16 protein-coding genes and 1 tRNA gene are annotated in these 16495 nt (G+C 69.6%); 8 read left to right on the forward strand and 9 right to left on the reverse strand.

What is annotated here, in order from left to right; all coding sequences use genetic code 11:
• The first annotated feature begins 239 nt into the window (after positions 1-239).
• Together cysS and rlmB are read left to right on the forward strand one after the other, a co-directional pair.
• Complete coding sequence (gene cysS / locus ACFQ7Q_RS04590; RefSeq protein WP_383549821.1) at positions 240-1640, forward strand: cysteine--tRNA ligase; 1401 nt, start codon at positions 240-242, stop codon at positions 1638-1640.
• Positions 1641-1716: 76 nt separating this feature from the next.
• Positions 1717-2676, forward strand: coding sequence for a 23S rRNA (guanosine(2251)-2'-O)-methyltransferase RlmB (rlmB, locus tag ACFQ7Q_RS04595; protein ID WP_362366517.1), 960 nt, complete (start codon positions 1717-1719; stop codon positions 2674-2676).
• Between the two features lie 34 nt (positions 2677-2710).
• Here rlmB and ACFQ7Q_RS04600 read toward each other — a convergent pair whose 3' ends face one another.
• Complete coding sequence (locus ACFQ7Q_RS04600) at positions 2711-3343, reverse strand: NUDIX hydrolase (protein ID WP_383549824.1); 633 nt, start codon at positions 3341-3343, stop codon at positions 2711-2713.
• Between the two features lie 40 nt (positions 3344-3383).
• Complete coding sequence (locus ACFQ7Q_RS04605; protein ID WP_383549827.1) at positions 3384-5021, reverse strand: hypothetical protein; 1638 nt, start codon at positions 5019-5021, stop codon at positions 3384-3386.
• 165 nt (positions 5022-5186) lie between these two features.
• On the opposite strand from ACFQ7Q_RS04605, the gene ACFQ7Q_RS04610 reads away from it, so the two are divergent.
• The gene (locus tag ACFQ7Q_RS04610; protein ID WP_383549829.1) at positions 5187-6746 is read left to right on the forward strand and encodes a DoxX family protein; all 1560 of its coding nucleotides are present in this window, start codon (positions 5187-5189) and stop codon (positions 6744-6746) included.
• A gap of 86 nt (positions 6747-6832) precedes the next feature.
• On the opposite strand, the gene ACFQ7Q_RS04615 is transcribed toward ACFQ7Q_RS04610, so the two are convergent.
• From ACFQ7Q_RS04615 to ACFQ7Q_RS04625, 3 genes are all read right to left on the reverse strand, one after another.
• Positions 6833-7549 carry an NDP-sugar synthase gene (locus ACFQ7Q_RS04615; RefSeq protein ID WP_383549832.1) on the reverse strand — a complete coding sequence of 239 codons (717 nt, stop codon included), beginning with the start codon at positions 7547-7549 and terminating at the stop codon, positions 6833-6835.
• A gap of 62 nt (positions 7550-7611) precedes the next feature.
• A complete protein-coding gene (locus ACFQ7Q_RS04620) occupies positions 7612-8025 on the reverse strand; it encodes a hypothetical protein (protein ID WP_329117893.1) in 414 nt (137 codons plus the stop codon).
• Between the two features lie 202 nt (positions 8026-8227).
• Positions 8228-9325, reverse strand: a complete 1098-nt coding sequence (locus ACFQ7Q_RS04625; RefSeq protein ID WP_383549836.1) for an ABC transporter ATP-binding protein — start codon at positions 9323-9325, stop codon at positions 8228-8230.
• Positions 9326-9507: 182 nt separating this feature from the next.
• On the opposite strand from ACFQ7Q_RS04625, the gene ACFQ7Q_RS04630 reads away from it, so the two are divergent.
• The 4 genes from ACFQ7Q_RS04630 (at position 9508) to ACFQ7Q_RS04645 (ending at position 11341) form a co-directional block, all read left to right on the forward strand.
• Positions 9508-9584 (forward strand) — tRNA-Thr (locus tag ACFQ7Q_RS04630).
• 219 nt (positions 9585-9803) lie between these two features.
• Entirely contained in the window at positions 9804-10058 is a 255-nt protein-coding gene (locus ACFQ7Q_RS04635; RefSeq protein WP_383549839.1) for a hypothetical protein, read from the forward strand.
• Positions 10055-10747 carry an HAD family hydrolase gene (locus ACFQ7Q_RS04640; RefSeq protein WP_383549842.1) on the forward strand — a complete coding sequence of 231 codons (693 nt, stop codon included), beginning with the start codon at positions 10055-10057 and terminating at the stop codon, positions 10745-10747. Before ACFQ7Q_RS04635 ends, ACFQ7Q_RS04640 begins: the two co-directional genes overlap by 4 nt.
• A 402-nt stretch (positions 10748-11149) precedes the next feature.
• Positions 11150-11341 carry a hypothetical protein gene (locus tag ACFQ7Q_RS04645; RefSeq protein WP_383549845.1) on the forward strand — a complete coding sequence of 64 codons (192 nt, stop codon included), beginning with the start codon at positions 11150-11152 and terminating at the stop codon, positions 11339-11341.
• 78 nt (positions 11342-11419) lie between these two features.
• Here the strand turns inward: ACFQ7Q_RS04645 and ACFQ7Q_RS04650 are convergent, their stop codons facing one another.
• The 3 genes from ACFQ7Q_RS04650 to ACFQ7Q_RS04660 form a co-directional block, all read right to left on the reverse strand.
• The gene (locus ACFQ7Q_RS04650) at positions 11420-11812 is read right to left on the reverse strand and encodes an STAS domain-containing protein (RefSeq protein ID WP_383549847.1); all 393 of its coding nucleotides are present in this window, start codon (positions 11810-11812) and stop codon (positions 11420-11422) included.
• A gap of 1039 nt (positions 11813-12851) precedes the next feature.
• Positions 12852-13400, reverse strand: coding sequence for an SMI1/KNR4 family protein (locus ACFQ7Q_RS04655; protein WP_383549850.1), 549 nt, complete (start codon positions 13398-13400; stop codon positions 12852-12854).
• 266 nt (positions 13401-13666) lie between these two features.
• Entirely contained in the window at positions 13667-14113 is a 447-nt protein-coding gene (locus tag ACFQ7Q_RS04660; RefSeq protein WP_383549852.1) for a hypothetical protein, read from the reverse strand.
• A 165-nt stretch (positions 14114-14278) separates the two neighbouring features.
• Between ACFQ7Q_RS04660 and ACFQ7Q_RS04665 the strand changes: the two genes are divergently transcribed.
• Complete coding sequence (locus ACFQ7Q_RS04665) at positions 14279-14575, forward strand: hypothetical protein (RefSeq protein WP_383549855.1); 297 nt, start codon at positions 14279-14281, stop codon at positions 14573-14575.
• A 305-nt stretch (positions 14576-14880) separates the two neighbouring features.
• On the opposite strand, the gene ACFQ7Q_RS04670 is transcribed toward ACFQ7Q_RS04665, so the two are convergent.
• Positions 14881-16281, reverse strand: coding sequence for an NAD(P)/FAD-dependent oxidoreductase (locus tag ACFQ7Q_RS04670; RefSeq protein ID WP_383549858.1), 1401 nt, complete (start codon positions 16279-16281; stop codon positions 14881-14883).
• Positions 16282-16495 lie beyond the last annotated feature (214 nt).

Consider the following 16495-nt stretch of genomic DNA (forward strand, 5'->3'; position numbering starts at 1 on the left):
CCGCCGCACCCACCACGCCGCCCCACCCACCGACCAGGCCCAGGCCGTGGTCGGGTGTGGCGTGCCGTCGCCACGCCCGGCGCACCCGGCCGCACCGGTCCACGGCCCCGCCCGACCAGGCCGGGTCGCCGCCGGACCACGCCCCCCTACCACCCCACCTGACGCACCACCGGAAAAATCCCGCCCCGCGACCCGCAATCGGTCGCGGGGCACTACCACACGCCCACTACCCTGGAGTGGTGACTATTCGCCTGTACGACACCAGCGCCCGGCAGATCCGTGACTTCACCCCGCTCACACCGGGCTGTGTCTCGATCTACCTCTGTGGCGCCACCGTCCAGGCCGCCCCGCACATCGGCCACATCCGTTCGGGGCTGAACTTCGACATCATGCGCCGCTGGTTCGAGTACCGCGGCTACGACGTCACGTTCATCCGCAACGTCACCGACATCGACGACAAGATCATCGCCAAGGCCGCCGACCAGGGCCGCCCCTGGTGGTCCATCGGCTACGAGAACGAGCGCGCCTTCAACTCCGGTTACGACGCGCTCGGTTGCCTGCCGCCCACGTACGAGCCCCGTGCCACCGGCCATGTCACCGAGATGGTCGAGATGATGCGCGGCCTCATCGAGCGCGGGCACGCCTACGAGGCCGACGGCAGCGTCTACTTCGACGTCCGCTCGTTCCCCGGCTACCTCGCCCTGTCCAACCAGGACATCGACGACCTCCGCCAGCCCGCCGAGGAAGGCATCACCGGCAAGCGCGACCCGCGTGACTTCGCCATGTGGAAGGCCACCAAGCCCGGCGAGCCGGACTGGGAGACCCCGTGGGGCCGCGGCCGCCCCGGCTGGCACCTGGAGTGCTCGGCCATGGCGCACAAGTACCTCGGCTCCGCCTTCGACATCCACGGCGGCGGCCTCGACCTGATCTTCCCGCACCACGAGAACGAGATCGCCCAGGCCAAGGCGTTCGGCGACGACTTCGCCTCGTACTGGGTGCACAACGCCTGGGTCACCATGAGCGGCGAGAAGATGTCGAAGTCGCTCGGCAACTCGGTGCTCGTCTCCGAGATGGTCAAGCACTGGCGCCCCATCGTCCTGCGCTACTACCTCGGCACCCCGCACTACCGCTCGATGATCGAGTACAGCGAGGAGTCGCTGCGCGAGGCCGAGTCCGCGTTCGCGCGGATCGAGGGCTTCGTCCAGCGGGTCACCGAGAAGGCGGGCAAGACCGTACCGCCCGCCCCCGAGGTGCCGCCGGCCTTCGCCGAGGCGATGGACGACGACCTGGGCGTCCCGCAGGCGCTCGCGATCATCCACACCACCGTCCGCCAGGGCAACAGCGCCCTCGCGGCCGACGACAAGGACGAGGCCATCGCCCGCCTCGCCGAGGTCCGGGCCATGCTCGGCGTCCTCGGTCTGGACCCCCTCGACCCGCACTGGGCCGAGGAGACCGACCGCGGCGAGGAGCTCCACGGCGTCGTCGACACCCTCGTACGGCTCGTTCTCCAGCAGCGCGAGTCGGCCCGCGAGCGCAAGGACTGGGCGACCGCGGACGCGATCCGCGACCAGCTCGGCCAGTCCGGCCTCGCCATCGAGGACAGCCCCGACGGCCCCCGCTGGACGCTGGGCAACCGTTGATGATGTGCCGCTCGGGGAGCCGGGCGGCACACTTCACTTACAGACCTATGTACGCAACACCGAGGATTAGGTAGTCATGGCCGGGAACAGCCAGCGCAGAAACCGCCGCACGTCCAACAAGAAGGGCGCGACGGTCGGCAGCGGTGGCCAGCGGCGCAAGGGCCTCGAGGGCAAGGGCCCCACGCCGCCCGCCTCCGCCCGCAAGGGTCACAAGAAGAACCGCATCGCCAACGCCCAGGCCAAGCACGCCGCCGCCCGCCGCCCCGCCCCGCGCCGCGGCGGTCCCAAGGGCACCTCGGAGATGGTCGTCGGCCGCAACCCGGTCTTCGAGGCGCTGCGCGACGGCGTCCCCGCGACCACGCTCTACGTCCAGCAGTTCATCGACAACGACGAGCGCGTCCGTGACGTCCTCAAGCTGGCGGGCGACCGGGGCAACATCAACCTGATGGAGGCCCCGCGCCAGGAGCTCGACCGGATGACGAACGGCCTGAACCACCAGGGCCTCGTCCTCCAGGTCCCGCCCTACGAGTACGCGCACCCCGAGGACCTCACCGCGGCCGCTTACGACGCCCACGAGGACCCGCTGATCGTGGCCCTCGACGGTGTCACCGACCCGCGTAACCTCGGCGCGATCGTCCGTTCCGTCTCCGCCTTCGGCGGCCACGGCGTCGTCGTCCCCGAGCGCCGCGCGGCCGGCATGACCGCCGGCGCCTGGAAGTCCTCGGCCGGCACCGCCGCCCGCACCCCGGTCTCCCGCGTCACCAACCTGACCCGGGCGCTGGAGGGCTTCCAGAAGGAGGGCCTCACGGTCGTCGGCCTCGCCGCGGACGGCGAGCACACGGTGGAGGACCTGGAGGCGCTCGACGGCCCGGTCGTCATCGTCATCGGCAGCGAGGGCAAGGGCCTCGGCCGCCTGGTCGGCGAGACCTGCGACTACCGCGTCCGCATCTCGATGCCGGGCGGCGCCGAATCCCTGAACGCCGGCGTCGCCGCAGGCATCGTCCTCTACGAGGTCGCCCGCCGCCGCCAGGGCTGAACCGCCGGCACCGGCAACCGCACCCGCGCCCGCCTCAGGCCGTCAGGCCTGCCAGGCGGGCGCGCGTCATGGTGGCGATGGTGAAGCCGTCCGTGATCCGCCCGTCGGCGATCATGGCCTCGGCATCCGCGAACGGCAGCGTCAGCGAGCTGCGGATGCCCTCGCCCACCCCCAGCCTTCCCACCGCGCCGATCCGGGCCGCGAACAGCAGCACCCGGTCGCCCGTCACCCCCGAATCGGGATGCAGGGAGCCGAGCGGGATCAGCTCCCGCACCCGCGCCCCGATCTCCTCCCCGAGCTCCTTCGCGGCGTTCGCCTCGCCCGTCAGACCCCGAGTGCCGAACCCGCGCGGAATCTCCCACTGCCAGGACCGCGTCGCGTGCCGATAGTGCTCGATCAGCACCATCCCATCGCCCAGCAGCGGCAGGATCACGCACCCCGGCTCGGCGGCCGCGCTCACCGAGCGGATGTACGTGCCCGTACGGCCGTCGGGGAAGCGCACGGCGTCCCGTACGAGCATCACGTACGGGTCCTGGTACAGCACCCCGCCCGCTGCCTCGACGGCGGTCGGATCCGTGAGGATCTCGATGCCGCCCGGGTCGTTGCGGAACAGCTCCGGCCGCTCGCTGCGCAGCAGCTCGTACCGCCGCACCGGCTCCTTGCTCATGCTCTTCCCCTCCACGCCCGGCCGGGCCACCGGGCACGTCCTAGCCGTGCCGCCCCTGCTGGTCGGCCTGCCCGTTCCCACCGGGCGCCCGCCCGGTCTCGACGACCTGACCGCCGTACGCCCCCAGGATGGCTTCCCAGTCCTTCTTGAGGTTGCCCAGTCGAAGCGTCGGCAATGTGAGCGAGTGCCCCAGGCCCGAGCGGCGGTCCCGGGCACCGCGGTCCCAGAACTCCAGACGGACACTCAGCGCCCCGCCCACCGCCGTCAGCATCTGCAGCGAACCGGCGAGCAGCGACACCTCCTCGCCACTCGCGACCTGCAGTGCCACCCCGCCCGACTCGAGCACCAGCAAGGTGGTGATCTCCCGGGCGAACCCCTCGCGCGAACGGCTGGCCGCACGAGCCGCCTTCAGCATCCGCGCGTGGTTCCGGGCGATCGTCGCGGTCCGCTGCGAGAACTCCTCCGAACTCGGAATCCGCCCGTCCCGGAAGCTGCCGTGGATGAACGCGTCGAGCGACGTCACGTACGCCTGCCACTCACCCGTCTCGCGCAGACCGATGATGTCGGCAAGCGACAGACCGGCGTACGAGTTCGGTCCGTCGACCGCCCGGTGCAGCGAATCGGCGACCAGGTTCCGCACCAGCCGGCCGATCGCCTCCGGATCCTGCGCCTGCGCGTCGGGCGAGACCTCCTCCTGAAGCGTGCGGCGCGGGGGAGAGCCCGGCGGCGTCGCCGCGACCAGCCCGCTCGCGTCCGGCACCCCCAGGTTGTACATGAGGTCGATCAGCTGCTTCGTCGGCACGATCTCGTCGCCGTCCCGCAGCAGGTTCTCGTGCGGGGCCGTGCCGGGGCGGGTGAGGAACTGCTCGTAGAGCGCGCTGCGGCTGATGTTGCTCGTCCGGTCCTGGGAGGCCGCCCACACGAGGATGTCCTTCAGGATCCCCTCGCCCATCGCGTGGGCCAGCTCCTCCGGAATGCCGAGGTCCTTCGCGAGCTGCGGGGCGCGCAGCCACCGCAGCCCCGCCAGCTGCCGGGTGAAGCGCTGGCCTATGCGGTCGGCGCCGGCCCGGTTCGCCTCCTCGTCCCAGTCCAGACGTACGAACGCCGGGTCGGACTCCTCCGAGACCAGCCGCCGCCAGGCGCGGCCGGCGACGGCGTCGTGCGTGAAGGGAAAGTCCTCGGTGCCGTCCCGCTCCTTGTACAGGTACGGGACGATCACCCGGTCGTTCAGCAGCCGCGCGAACGCGTTGCGGTCACCCGCCTCCGCCTGCGGGACGAAGTTCGAGTACAGCGCCTCGTTGTTCACGAAGAAGGCCCGATTGACCACCAGGGTCCCGCTGTTGACCAGCGAGCGGCGCAACTCGGCGGATGCGGCCGCCACGCCTCCGGCCACCTTCCGGGGAGCCCCCGGCTCCTGCCGGCCCGCGGCCAACTCCGCCGGGAGCCACTGGTCGTCGAGCGCCTGTGCCATGACCGGGTAGTTCGTCAGATCCGAGAAGACGAGCTGGTTCTCCCGTCGCGCCGGCTCCGGCACGGGCGCGGACCGGGCGTCCGGCGTGTCCGGCGCGCGATCCGGACCGGGCAACGGGGCTCCGTCGGGAGCCCGTTGCTGCGGGACCTGCGGTGGTGCCGACGGACCGGGCTGGTCGTTCCGGCCGTGCTGAATGCGGCTGGCCATGATGTCGCTCCCCTCGACTGGCGTCCCGCGATTGTAAAGTCAACTGACGGCGCATCATGGAACAACGGCTGCCCCGGCCGTGCGCCCCCGTGACATTGATCTTGACGGGCCTCGGACATTTGCCGCCCGTCAAGGCAGTGTCCTAAACCGGCGTCACTCGGTTAGATGAGTGTGGACACCAGAACGCCCCGGCCGGGGTTCGACGATCAGCCTGCGCTGAGCATGGTCAAAGTGGATTCCGACCCCGCGCAGGTCATCGTGAACCACGCCAGCTTCCGTGTGCGGCTCGCGCCGGCCCAGCAGCCGAAGTTCGCCGCCGCCTCCCGCGGTTCGGCCCTCGCCGGAGCGGGTGCGGCCGCCGGGCGCCGGCGGCCCGTCGTGTGGACCGGAAAGTCCGCGCCCGGCGACCCGGGCGCCACCGGACTGCTCCAGGCCGTACGGGAGTCCTCGGTCTCCACCCTGGAGCCTCCGGGACCCCTTGACGCCGGCATCACCCAGGCCATCCCGCGGATCGACGACACCATGCCCACCCCCGTCGTCCCCGCCGAGCCGGCCGCCCCGCTGCTGCCGCCCATGCGGCGCGCCGAAGGCGCCTACGACGGGCCGTACGGCGGCGGCCCGCACGACGGTCCGTACGACGCGTCCTACGGGGACCGCGACGACCGGGACGCCGACGACGAGTACCGCAACCGCCCGCACCGCCACGGCGCCGACCCGGTCCGCCACGCCTACTACCCCGGGCGTCGGATGAACCTCGGCGTCGTCCTCCTCCCGCTCCGCGTCTTCCTCGGCTTCATCTCCATCTACGCGGGCATGGGCAAGCTCTGCGACCCCGTCTACTTCGACGGCGGCGAACGCGGCTCCATGGTCAAGTGGCTCAACTCGCTCAACCCCTGGGCCCTCGCCGAACCCCTCCGCGACTTCGCCCTCCAGCACCCCGTCGGCGCCGGACTCACCGTCGCCTTCCTCCAGGTCGTCGTCGGCGTCCTCACCGTCTTCGGACTCTGGCAGCGCGTCGCGGCCGTCATCGGCGCCCTGCTCTCCGCCGCGCTGATCCTCACCGTCAGCTGGAAGAGCGTCCCCGTCTACGACTCCGCCGACATCATCTTCCTCGCCGCCTGGTCCCCGCTGATCATCGCCGGAGCCCCCGTCTACTCCATCGACGGACGCCTCGCCGGCGAAGCCTGGCGCACCCTCGGACCCCGCTCCGAACTGTGGGAGCTCCGCCGTCGCGTCCTGCGCCGCGGTGCCCTCGTCGCCTCCGTCGTCGTCGGCCTCACGCTCCTCCTCGGCTCCATGCTCGGCGGCGCCGTGCGGTCCACCGAGATGGTCACCGTGCCCGGCCCCAACGACGACCCGATCAACCACCTCCCCGGCCGGTCCCTCCCGCAGGAGTCCGGCGAGCGCAGCCCCTCCCAGTCCGCCTCCACCCGCCCCAAGCCGTCCGCGACGGCCGGTGCGAGCGGAGAGCGCGAGGACGAGGAGAAGGCCGAGCCGAGCGAGACCGTACGGGAGACCGGCCGGATCTCGGAGAGCCGCCCGACCGCCACCCGCGGCACCGACAGCACCCCGAGCCACTCCAGGCCCGCGGCCCCGCCGTCCACCAGCTCCGGCCCGACCGGCTCGGGCGGTACGAGCAGCGGCGGCGGCACCGGCACCACCGACCCCACCAGCGGCGCCACCTCCGGCGGCAACCGCAACCCGATCGGCGGCCTCCTGGGCTGACGACCCGGTCCGGACGAACCCCCGCGCACGACAAGGGCGGCACCACTTCCGAGTGGTGCCGCCCTTCCCGTACGTGCGAACCGCTGTCACACCCCCTGCGCGGCCAGCTCCTTCGCAGCCTCCGTCAGGTCCTTCGCGGTGTCGATCGCCCGCCAGTACGCCCCCTGGGGCAGCGGGAAGCCCGCCAGCCGGCGCTCCCTGGCCAGCCGGGGGAACGTGGTGCGCTCGTGGTCGCCCCGCTCGGGGAGCAGCTCCGTGAACTCGGCGGAGAAGACGTACACGCCCGCGTTGATGAGGAACGGCGACGGGGGCGCCTCGATGAAGTCGGTGATGTGCCCGAAGTTGTCCGTCTCCACGGCGCCCCACGGGATCCGGGGGCGGGCGAGGGCGAGCGTGGCGGTGGCGTCCCGCTCCGCGTGGAACTCGGCCATCTCGCGCAGGGAGAAACGGGTCCAGATGTCGCCGTTCGTGGCGTACCAGGGCTGCCCGGAGTCAGGCAGGTGCGCGGCGGCGTACTTGAGGCCGCCGCCACGGCCCAGCGGCTCCGACTCGACGACGGTCGTCACGCGGAGCGGCAGATCGGCGCTCTCGAGCCACTCCTGGAGCACCTCGGCGAGATGGCCGCAGGACACGACGGCGTCCGTCACGCCCTCGGCGGCGAGCCAGGACAGCTGATGGCCGATGATCGGGGTCCCGGTTCCCGGGATCTCGACCATCGGCTTGGGGCGGTCGTCGGTGTACGGGCGCAGGCGCGAGCCCTGGCCGCCCGCCAGGACCACGGCCTGCGTCGGAGAGGTATCCATACCGGGAACGATATGCGCACCTCGTGAGGCAGCCGTTCAGCGTCGCGGGGTGGTTTCGCGACTCAGCTCGCGTACATCACGCCGGTCGCGAACGAGGTGTCGCAGACCGGGCGGGAGTAGGACTGGGCGCGGGTCGGGCCGTAGTACCGCACGGCCGCCTTGCCGAGGGCGCGGGCGATGGACATGCAGTGCTTGGCGAGGGACGGGCTGTTCTCGACCTCGCGCTGGAGGTGCGTCAACGCCGTGCCGGGGTCCTTCTCCTGAAGCTCTGCGAGCAGGCGGTCGCGCAGAATATCCTGCGGAGCACGGGACTTGGCGGGGACGGAGACGTCCTCCGAGGACGCGGTGAGCATCTGGGTCCCGGAGGCCTGGCCGGCCCACGGGACGGCGGACACCGCGAGCGTCCCGGAGAGCACCAGGACGACGGGCAGGACGAGAGCGAGAGAGCGGCCGATACGGCGGGCAGTGTGCGTCACGCAGGCGAGCGTAGCGGCCGGTAGTGATATGGCGACATTTAGTCACTCTCGCGAGGGATGGTTCGAAGCGGCTTTTCGAATCCGGTGTTGACGTCGACGCCCGAATTGACGGGTCTGCCGGGGTATTTGTCGACACGCCGGTCGTGTACGCGAACGGCCCTGTTCCCGCAAGCGGGAACAGGGCCGGACGGCACGGGGTGGATCAGCCGGAGAGGCGCTCACCCGTCGAGGTGGAGAAGACGTGCAGCTCGTCCGGGCGCGGCACGACGTGCAGCGTCGAGCCCTTCTCCGGCACGGCGCGGCCGCCGACGCGGACGACCAGGTCCTTGTCCTCGCCGCCGACGCGGGCGGAGCCGTAGACGTATCCGTCGGCGCCGAGCTCCTCGACGACGTTCACGGAGACGGCCAGGCCCTCCTTGCTCGTGGCACCCGAGACATCGAAGTGCTCGGGGCGGATGCCGACCGTGACGGTCGTGTCGCCCTTGGCGGAGGCGGCGGAGAGCGCGTCACGGGAGACCGGGACGACGCTGTTGCCGAACTTCACGCCGCCCTCGGTGATCGGCACCTCGACCAGGTTCATGGCCGGGGAGCCGATGAAGCCGGCGACGAAGAGGTTGGCGGGACGGTCGTACATGTTCCGCGGCGAGTCGACCTGCTGGAGCAGGCCGTCCTTCAGCACGGCGACCCGGTCGCCCATGGTGAGGGCCTCGACCTGGTCGTGGGTGACGTACACGGTGGTGATGCCGAGCCGGCGCTGCAGGCTGGCGATCTGCGTACGGGTCGAGACACGGAGCTTGGCGTCGAGGTTCGACAGCGGCTCGTCCATGAGGAACACCTGCGGCTCGCGCACGATCGCGCGACCCATCGCGACACGCTGCCGCTGACCACCGGAGAGCGCCTTCGGCTTGCGGTCCAGGTACGGCGTGAGGTCGAGGATCTTGGCGGCCTCTTCGACCTTGGCGCGGATCTCGCTCTTGTTGACGCCGGCGATCTTGAGCGCGAAGCCCATGTTGTCGGCGACGGTCATGTGCGGGTAGAGCGCGTAGTTCTGGAACACCATCGCGATGTCCCGGTCCTTCGGCGGCAGGTGCGTGACGTCACGGTCACCGATGCGGATGGAGCCGCCGTTGACGTCCTCGAGACCGGCGAGCATGCGCAGGGAGGTCGACTTGCCACAGCCGGACGGACCGACGAGGACGAGGAACTCGCCGTCCTCGATCTCGATCTCCAGCTGGTCGACGGCGGGCTTGTCGGAACCCGGGTAGAGCCGGGTCGCCTTGTCGAAGGTGACAGAAGCCATGGTGATGAATCCCTTCACCGGCAGGAACGTGCCGGACGATCCGAGTAAAGGAAGGATTGAGGTCTAGTCCACCGGAGCGGACTCCGGGTGACGCTACCTGGCGATTCCGGATCTGTCAGCACTCCCGAGCCGGTGAGATTTCCGACCTCGGCGGGTCGGGGGTTGGTTACACTGCACTCGCTGCCTCCTTAGCTCAGCTGGCCAGAGCACCGCTCTTGTAAAGCGGGGGTCGTCGGTTCGAACCCGACAGGGGGCTCCAGGCAAAGGGCCGGCTCACAGGATCGACTCCCGTGTGCTGGCCCTTTCGCATGATCACGGCCGTGCCACCTACGTGCCAGAAGGCCCGTCCTTACGGGCTTGGCGGATCATCTCCCCGAGCTTCCCCGCGATGTGCTGATCACGGTCACTCGTCATGTGCTGATAGATCAGCGCGGCCCGGGTCGTGCTGTGCCCCATCCGCGTCAGCACCCGCGAGCTCATGAGCGTTCACAGAGGTACGCAGTTCTTCCAGCTGTACGTGATCAACAACGAGGACGCGTTCTTCGGGCACTGCCCGATCCGACCCAACAAGGTCGTTGCCCAGAGTGAGACCATCGAGATCTACGATCTGGTCGGCAAGGACACCACGCTCTTCCATCACTCGATCAACGACGGCCAGTCCTCCAGCGGTGCAGCAGGCTCGCATGTGGTTCGACAGCGTCTGGGAGACCGTCGGAAGGGACTTCGACCTTGACGCACGATGACCAGCTCCCGGCGGTCCTGGCGAACGCGCGAGTCATCTTCTTCGACTTCGACGGACCGGTGTGCGACGTGTTCGCCGGACTGCCCGCCCACGAGGTCGCCAAGCAACTCACAGCGCTGCTCTCGTCCCGGGACGCAGCCGCGGGCGCGAAGGCCGCCGAGACCGACGACCCGATCGAGGTCCTGCGCATCGCTCACGAGGCGAACGCCGATCTCGGCCAGGAGGTCGAGCGAGCGCTGACGGCCGCCGAGGTCGAGGCTGTCGCAGTGGCCGGCCTCCCGACGCCCGGGGCAGTGGAAGCCCTCCGGGCCGCGCACGCTTCAGGAAGGGCGGTCGCGGTGGTGAGCAACAACTCTGCCGAGTGTGTTCAACGCTTCGTGGAGTTGCACGGCTTGGGGGATTACGTCGCGAAGATCGTCGGTCGCCCCACGGGGCAGCCGCACCTGATGAAGCCGAACCCGTTCCCGCTCATCACGGCGGCCGAGCGGATGCGCATGGACGTCACGAACTGCACGCTGATCGGTGACTCGCTCACGGACATCCAGGCCGCTCACGCCGCTGGGACAACGGTGATCGGCTACGCCAACAAGCCCCACAAGGCCGACCTGTTCGCGGAAGCGCAGGCCGACACGATCACCGACGACATGCAGGCCATCGCCGACGCACTCACCACGGCGTAGCCGAGGATCAACGGGGGAGCTGTTACAGGTTTCTCTACCTCATCAAGGCACCCGGCTGCGCTCCGCTCCGCCGGGCGGGCTTCCCGGCTCCGCTCGGGGCGACGCTCCTGCCTTCGGCCCGCTCCGCCCCCGCTGCGCCGACGCCCGCCCCTGCAAGTCGGGATAGGCCCAAGGGCATGAGTCGAGCCCCGAAGCCCGCGGTTCCAGCTGTCACCGACATGCCTCCGGCGGGGGCCTCAGGCTCCGGGATGGCGGGGGCGCCGCACGCGGGTGCCGGCCGGTGGGGGCTTGGGATGGGAGTAGGGGTGGGTGGTCGCGGAAGCCGACAGGTCGGGGACCTGCAGCAGCTCCAGTCCAAGCGCCACCGAACTCGATCTGCGCGCCTCGGGCTACATTCACCCGATGAGTACCGAGGAGCCAGTGAGCTGCGCGTTCTGTATGGAAACCACCGACGTCGGCCTTTCCGGTGATGGCGTCACGTTGGAGATCACGCGGGCCGGGGAACGGAGCAAACAGTTCGTCTGGGCCCACCTGAACTGCCTGGATGAGCGACTTCACGAACAGATCACTCGAGGCCCATGGCTCGACGAATAGAAGGTACTTCTCCCGTGTCCGATGCGTTCCTAGGGTTGTCGGGGGAGAACCGCCCCATTCTTGTGCGCTCGCGCCTCCCTAGGAGACTTCGTGCGGCTCTATATGGAACATGCGCAGGGCGCCCGTGAGCTGGAGGAGGCGCCGGAGCTCGGGCGGCAATGGGCCTGCGAGGATCAGGGTGCGCTCCTGGAAGTGGGCACGGATGAGTGCCTCAAGGAAGGATGAGTCGCCGAAGCCGACCTGCGAGACGTCGATGATCGTGCGGCCCGAGCGTGTCTGAGGTATCACGCGCAGGGCGTCATGGAGGCAAGAGACGGTTTCAACGTCGAATTCGCCGACGGTGCGCAGGGTGTAGTCCACCGAGTTTCCGGCATGTTCAAGTGTGACCCAAGCCGTTCCTGTGGGGGCGACGAAGCTCTTGCGCTCGGTGATCGAGGGTTCCGCAGCCCTCCGCCGTTGCCACTTAGCCATGGCGGCTCTCTTCACTGGAACCGACGGGGAGGCGGCGAGCCGCTCCATGGACCCCGCATCGAGTGCTGTGCCCTTGCCGGTGTGACCCGTGCTTGCTGCGGATGATGCCTGAACCCACCGTACGCCCGTTCCCGGCCTGGGCGCTCTGTGCCGCGACCTGGCCGCGCGGATCCTGTGCGGTAGCGGTCAGGCCGCGGAGCTCGAGACGAGCCGGCCCTCTGGTGAGAAGTCGCCCCAGGCGCATGTGAGCCCCCCGCCTGCGAATTCTGCGGCCAGGGGGCTCAGCCCTGCTGGTGAGTTCGGGTCGGGTGTCAGTTGTGTCCGCGAGGGGCGTGGCCTGCGGGGTTCTGGTTCTCGGTTTCCTGCGTCAGACCGCCACCGGTGCAGCTGGGCTGCTGGCCGCCCGGCTGCTGGCCACCGTTGTTGGTACAGGAAACGTCGGCAGGCGTGATCTTGGCTTGTGCCACGTTTGCTCCGCCGACCCCGAGTGCGAATGCTGCGGCCGCTGCGGCTATTGCTGCGCCGACCCTCTTCATTTTCATGCCGGTCATTATGACTCAGCCTCCGGAGTGTCTCGCTTTGCGGCAGAGCGAGCCGGACTGTCGCATCGATCAAGATCAAGCCTTCTCGCGTTAGCTGCGCAATGTCAAGCAAATCGAGCAATTGTAACGAAAGCTGGCGAACTTCCGTGCGGATCGCGGGTGAAAGGGTCATGCCTGTACGGGAATTCGGCACCCTTTTCAATTACACGCGCACGTAAGTAACACCACGCGTACGTAATGAATCACCCGGTTCAGGGCGGCGGGGGTGTGTTCCATTTGGCTAGCGCCGGTGGCGTCGGCGTAGCCTCGCTGAGCTGTCCTGCAGTGGACGGCGCCAGGCCAACGCGCGTGCGCCGGGCAGCTAAGGCTGTTTGGCGCACACTCGGTGCGAAGCTCCTCGGTGTGAGCGGAGGGCCGGGGGAGGCGTTTGGTGCGCTGGGCGGTGGCGCGGGCGAGGAGCCCCTCCACCGGGCTCGGCGTTCATCCTGCGGATTCGTTCACTCCGCGATCCGGGCGGCGGCGGACTCCCACGGGGTCGGCTCTGCCACGTCTTCGTCCTCATAGGCGTCTTCCCGGTACCACCCTGTGTCGGCGAGCCAGGTTTCGAGCCATTCGGTCAGACTCCCGGCGTCGACGAACCAGGCGGTGGCCCTGTCGTCCCCCATGGCGTTCGGCTCGAAGAGGAGGACCGTGGCGGTCTCGCTGTGGCAGTCCACCGCGGCGTACATGGCGCAGCCCCAGTCGAGGATCGGCAGCACGCCCGCCGGCCAGTGCGGTGTCTCCTCCTTGGCCGAGGCGGATCGTTCGCACTGGTACTCGCTCAGCGCCGTACGTCCCGACCCGATCAGCGGAAGAAGCTGGTAATCGGGCCCGAAGCCACCGTTGCCCACCTCGCGATAGAGACGCGCCAGCAGAGGTGGGAGCGCAAACCCGAGAACGGCCTCCGCCGAGGCCACCTCCTCGGCAGTGGCGACGGCGGGCAACGTCGTGGAAGTGGCCCTGGCCTTCGCCGCTACGCGGGCAACGAGATCTTCGATGGCTGTCACGTGCGCGATCTTGCCAGGCGGCTACGACACCGGGGGTCGTCCCTGTCAGCCGCAGGGACGTAGCCCGTTGCGCGGCAAGCGGTGGCCGCGGCTGGGCAGGCGCGGCCCGATGTAGCCCCAGCTACCGACGACCCAGGTGTGTCTGCTGTCCGACACTCATCGCCCAGCGAACCGGGCTCGGCCCTGCACGCTGACGGAGGGTGCTGACTTCGCTCTGAGAGCCCGTGATCGCTTGCCGTCATGCTCTTCCGCCGACCTCGGTGCCTCTAGCGGCCGTAGACGTGCGCTCTCACCAGGGGATCATTCTCCAGGATGAAGTCCGAGACGTGCCAGAACTCGTTCAGTCGCGGGTGCTGCAAAGCGGCTTCACGATCGAGCTTGAGCCCGAAGAGCGGTTCGTCCGGGTGCGCCAGGCCGGCGGTCACCAGTGTGGAGGCCGGAGAAGTCTGGCCCGCCACGGGACCGACACGGCAGGCGAAGGACACGTGGTCCGTCCACTCGTCCGGCCCGGCGCCCCACGTACCGAAGATCACGTCTATCCACGCGTCATGGTCTTGATCGGCGTGGTGGTAGCAGTTCGCGAAGTACAACGCGTGGGGAACGCCGTCGGCGTGGATGAAATCCCATGCCCGCTCGATGGGGGCGTTGCAGCAGTCGCACGTGAACTTGTGAGTCTGGCGGTCGGAACCAAAGGTCAGCAGCATGTCGGACATGATGCGCCATGGAAGTGGCGTCCCTTGCAGGCCGCCGTCGCTGGGCCAGGCAACCGGCGTGCTCCTTGCGCGCCCGGTGCCATCGGAGTGACGGGGACCCACGGGACGGGGTCTTCAAGACCAGGGCTTGTCCACCGCGCGGCATTCCGCTGACAGGATCGGCTCATGCAGGAATACGACTGGCCCACCCCTGAGCAGATCCGCCGAGCGTGGTCGGCAACCGTTTCCGCACTGCCCGTAGGGACCCGCATCACGGGTCAGGTCGTGGAATGCTGGCCCTTCGGGGTCTTCCTGCGCATCGACGGCGTGCCCCATGCGGTCGGCCTGGCGGACATCGGCTCCATGCCACACGGTGCGAGCCTTCCAGCGCTGGGAGACCAGATCAGTGGCGCAGTCGTCTGGCACACCGATCACAACCACCAGGTGAGGATCAGGTTCAGCGAGTGGATCGATCACAGCTGAGCCGGCCGGCGGTGCGCCCGGCCCCGATTGGGGTGGTACGCAAGCGCCCTGCCACAACCCTGGAACTCGTCCGATGGCTGCCCTCCGGGGCGCGGAGCGGTGGGTCCTGCCGTCGCCGGCCGATCCGGCTGGAGCTACGGATCAGCTTGGCCTGGAAGGTCGATTCGGCTGGGACGCTGCCTAGACCGCGACGCACCATCTCGGCTCCGCTCGGGAGCAAAGCGAGGGCCGTCGGTTCGAACGTGACGGGGTTCCAGCGCCAGGCCCCTGGGTGTGTGCCCAGGGGCCTTTGGGCGGGGTTGGGGTCAGCGGCCCGATAGGCGGTTGGCGAGGGTTGCGATGGGGGACGTGGTCGCCGTGTGGGTCGTGGATTCCTGGTGGTCGGCCGTGCGGTAGGCCGCGTACATCGTCTGGACGCCGAGCCAGCGGAGGGGTTCCGGTTCCCATTTGCGGACCTTGTGGTTCACCCAGGGCAGGGTGGTCAGGTCCGTGGGGCCGGACTGGCCCGAGTCCTGTTGGATCAGGTCGCGGAGGGTGCGGGCGGCGAGGTTGGTCGTGGTGACGCCCGAGCCGACGTAGCCGCCTGCCCAGCCGAGGCCGGTGGAGCGGTCGAGGGTGACGGTGGCGCACCAGTCGCGGGGGACGCCGAGGACGCCGGACCACGCGTGGGCGATGCCGAGCCCGGCGAGGGAGGGGAAGAAGCGGATGAGGATCTCGCGGAGGGCCTCGATCGTCTGGGGCTGGGTGCGGCCGTCGTTGTCCGTCCTGGAGCCGTAGCGGTAGGGGACGCCGCGGCCGCCGAGGGCGATACGGCCGTCGGCGGTGCGCTGGGCGTACATGTAGGCGTGGGCCATGTCGCCGAGGGTTTCGAGGCCGTCCCAGCCGATCGATTCCCATTGGGCGTCCGTGAGCGGCTCTGTGGCGATCATGGAGGAGTTCATCGGCAGCCACGTGCGGCGCTGGCCGGCCAGGGAGGCGGTGAAGCCTTCGGTGCAGCGGAGTACGTACGGCGCGCGGACGGTGCCGTACGGGGTGATCGCGTGCTTCGGCTTGATCTCGGTGACGGGGGTCGACTCGTGGATCGTGACGCCGAGCGCCTCGACGGCTGCCGCGAGGCCCTTGACCAGCTTCACCGGGTGGAGACGTGCGCCGTGGGGCGTCCAGCTGGAGCCGACGGCGCCGGTGACGCGGATGCGGTCGGCGGTCTCGCGGGCTCCGTACAGTTCGCGGTCCGTCTCGCCGAAGGCGACTTCGACGGTGTGGAAGTCCTTGAGGCGGGCGAGCTGGGCGGGGGAGTGGGCGATCTCGAGGACGCCGCCGCGGTGGATGTCGGCGTCGATCTTCTCGGTCTCGCAGACGCCGATGACTTCGTCGACGGTGGCGTTCATGGCCTGCTGGAGACGGACGGCCGCCTCATGGCCGTGGATCTTGGCGTAGCGGTCGCGGCCGGCGATGCCGTTGTAGAGCCAGCCGCCGTTGCGGCCTGAGGCTCCGTAGCCGCAGAACTTGGCTTCGAGGAGGGTGATGTTGAGGAACGGGACGGCCTTCTTGAGGTAGTAGGCCGTCCAGAGGCCCGTGTAGCCGCCGCCGACGATGCAGACGTCGGCCGTCGTGTCGCCGGGCAGCGGTTCGCGGGGGGCGGGGGTGCCCTCTTGCGCGTACCAGAACGAGATGCCGCCGTTGACGGTGCTGCTCCTGCTGACCATGGGCGGGAGGGTACTGGATGGATGGGGGCCTTCGGCCTTCGGATCCGGGTCTTTCGGCGGACCGGTCGGGGTGGGGGTGCGGCCTCGGTTCGAAGGTGCGGATTTCGTTGTTCCGAAAGGACCTTTTCATGCCCGTACGCAGGTCCGTTCGTGCTGTCGTGGCGTCGCCGGCGGTCGGGGTCGTGGGGCTCGCGGGGCGGGTTGTTCGTCGCCG

The organism is Streptomyces sp. NPDC056527 (assembly GCF_042794475.1).
Classification (GTDB): domain Bacteria; phylum Actinomycetota; class Actinomycetes; order Streptomycetales; family Streptomycetaceae; genus Streptomyces.

Excerpts from the sequence above, each read along its gene's own strand:
- ACFQ7Q_RS04610 (WP_383549829.1), top strand. The coding sequence starts at position 5,187 with ATGAGTGTGGACACCAGAACGCCCCGGCCGGGGTTCGACGATCAGCCT.
- ACFQ7Q_RS04650 (WP_383549847.1), bottom strand. The coding sequence starts at position 11,812 with ATGGCTAAGTGGCAACGGCGGAGGGCTGCGGAACCCTCGATCACCGAG.
- rlmB (WP_362366517.1), top strand. The coding sequence starts at position 1,717 with ATGGCCGGGAACAGCCAGCGCAGAAACCGCCGCACGTCCAACAAGAAG.
- ACFQ7Q_RS04645 (WP_383549845.1), top strand. The coding sequence starts at position 11,150 with ATGAGTACCGAGGAGCCAGTGAGCTGCGCGTTCTGTATGGAAACCACC.
- ACFQ7Q_RS04600 (WP_383549824.1), bottom strand. The coding sequence starts at position 3,343 with ATGAGCAAGGAGCCGGTGCGGCGGTACGAGCTGCTGCGCAGCGAGCGG.
- ACFQ7Q_RS04670 (WP_383549858.1), bottom strand. The coding sequence starts at position 16,281 with ATGGTCAGCAGGAGCAGCACCGTCAACGGCGGCATCTCGTTCTGGTAC.
- ACFQ7Q_RS04625 (WP_383549836.1), bottom strand. The coding sequence starts at position 9,325 with ATGGCTTCTGTCACCTTCGACAAGGCGACCCGGCTCTACCCGGGTTCC.
- ACFQ7Q_RS04660 (WP_383549852.1), bottom strand. The coding sequence starts at position 14,113 with ATGTCCGACATGCTGCTGACCTTTGGTTCCGACCGCCAGACTCACAAG.
- ACFQ7Q_RS04665 (WP_383549855.1), top strand. The coding sequence starts at position 14,279 with ATGCAGGAATACGACTGGCCCACCCCTGAGCAGATCCGCCGAGCGTGG.
- ACFQ7Q_RS04635 (WP_383549839.1), top strand. The coding sequence starts at position 9,804 with ATGAGCGTTCACAGAGGTACGCAGTTCTTCCAGCTGTACGTGATCAAC.
- ACFQ7Q_RS04605 (WP_383549827.1), bottom strand. The coding sequence starts at position 5,021 with ATGGCCAGCCGCATTCAGCACGGCCGGAACGACCAGCCCGGTCCGTCG.
- ACFQ7Q_RS04615 (WP_383549832.1), bottom strand. The coding sequence starts at position 7,549 with ATGGATACCTCTCCGACGCAGGCCGTGGTCCTGGCGGGCGGCCAGGGC.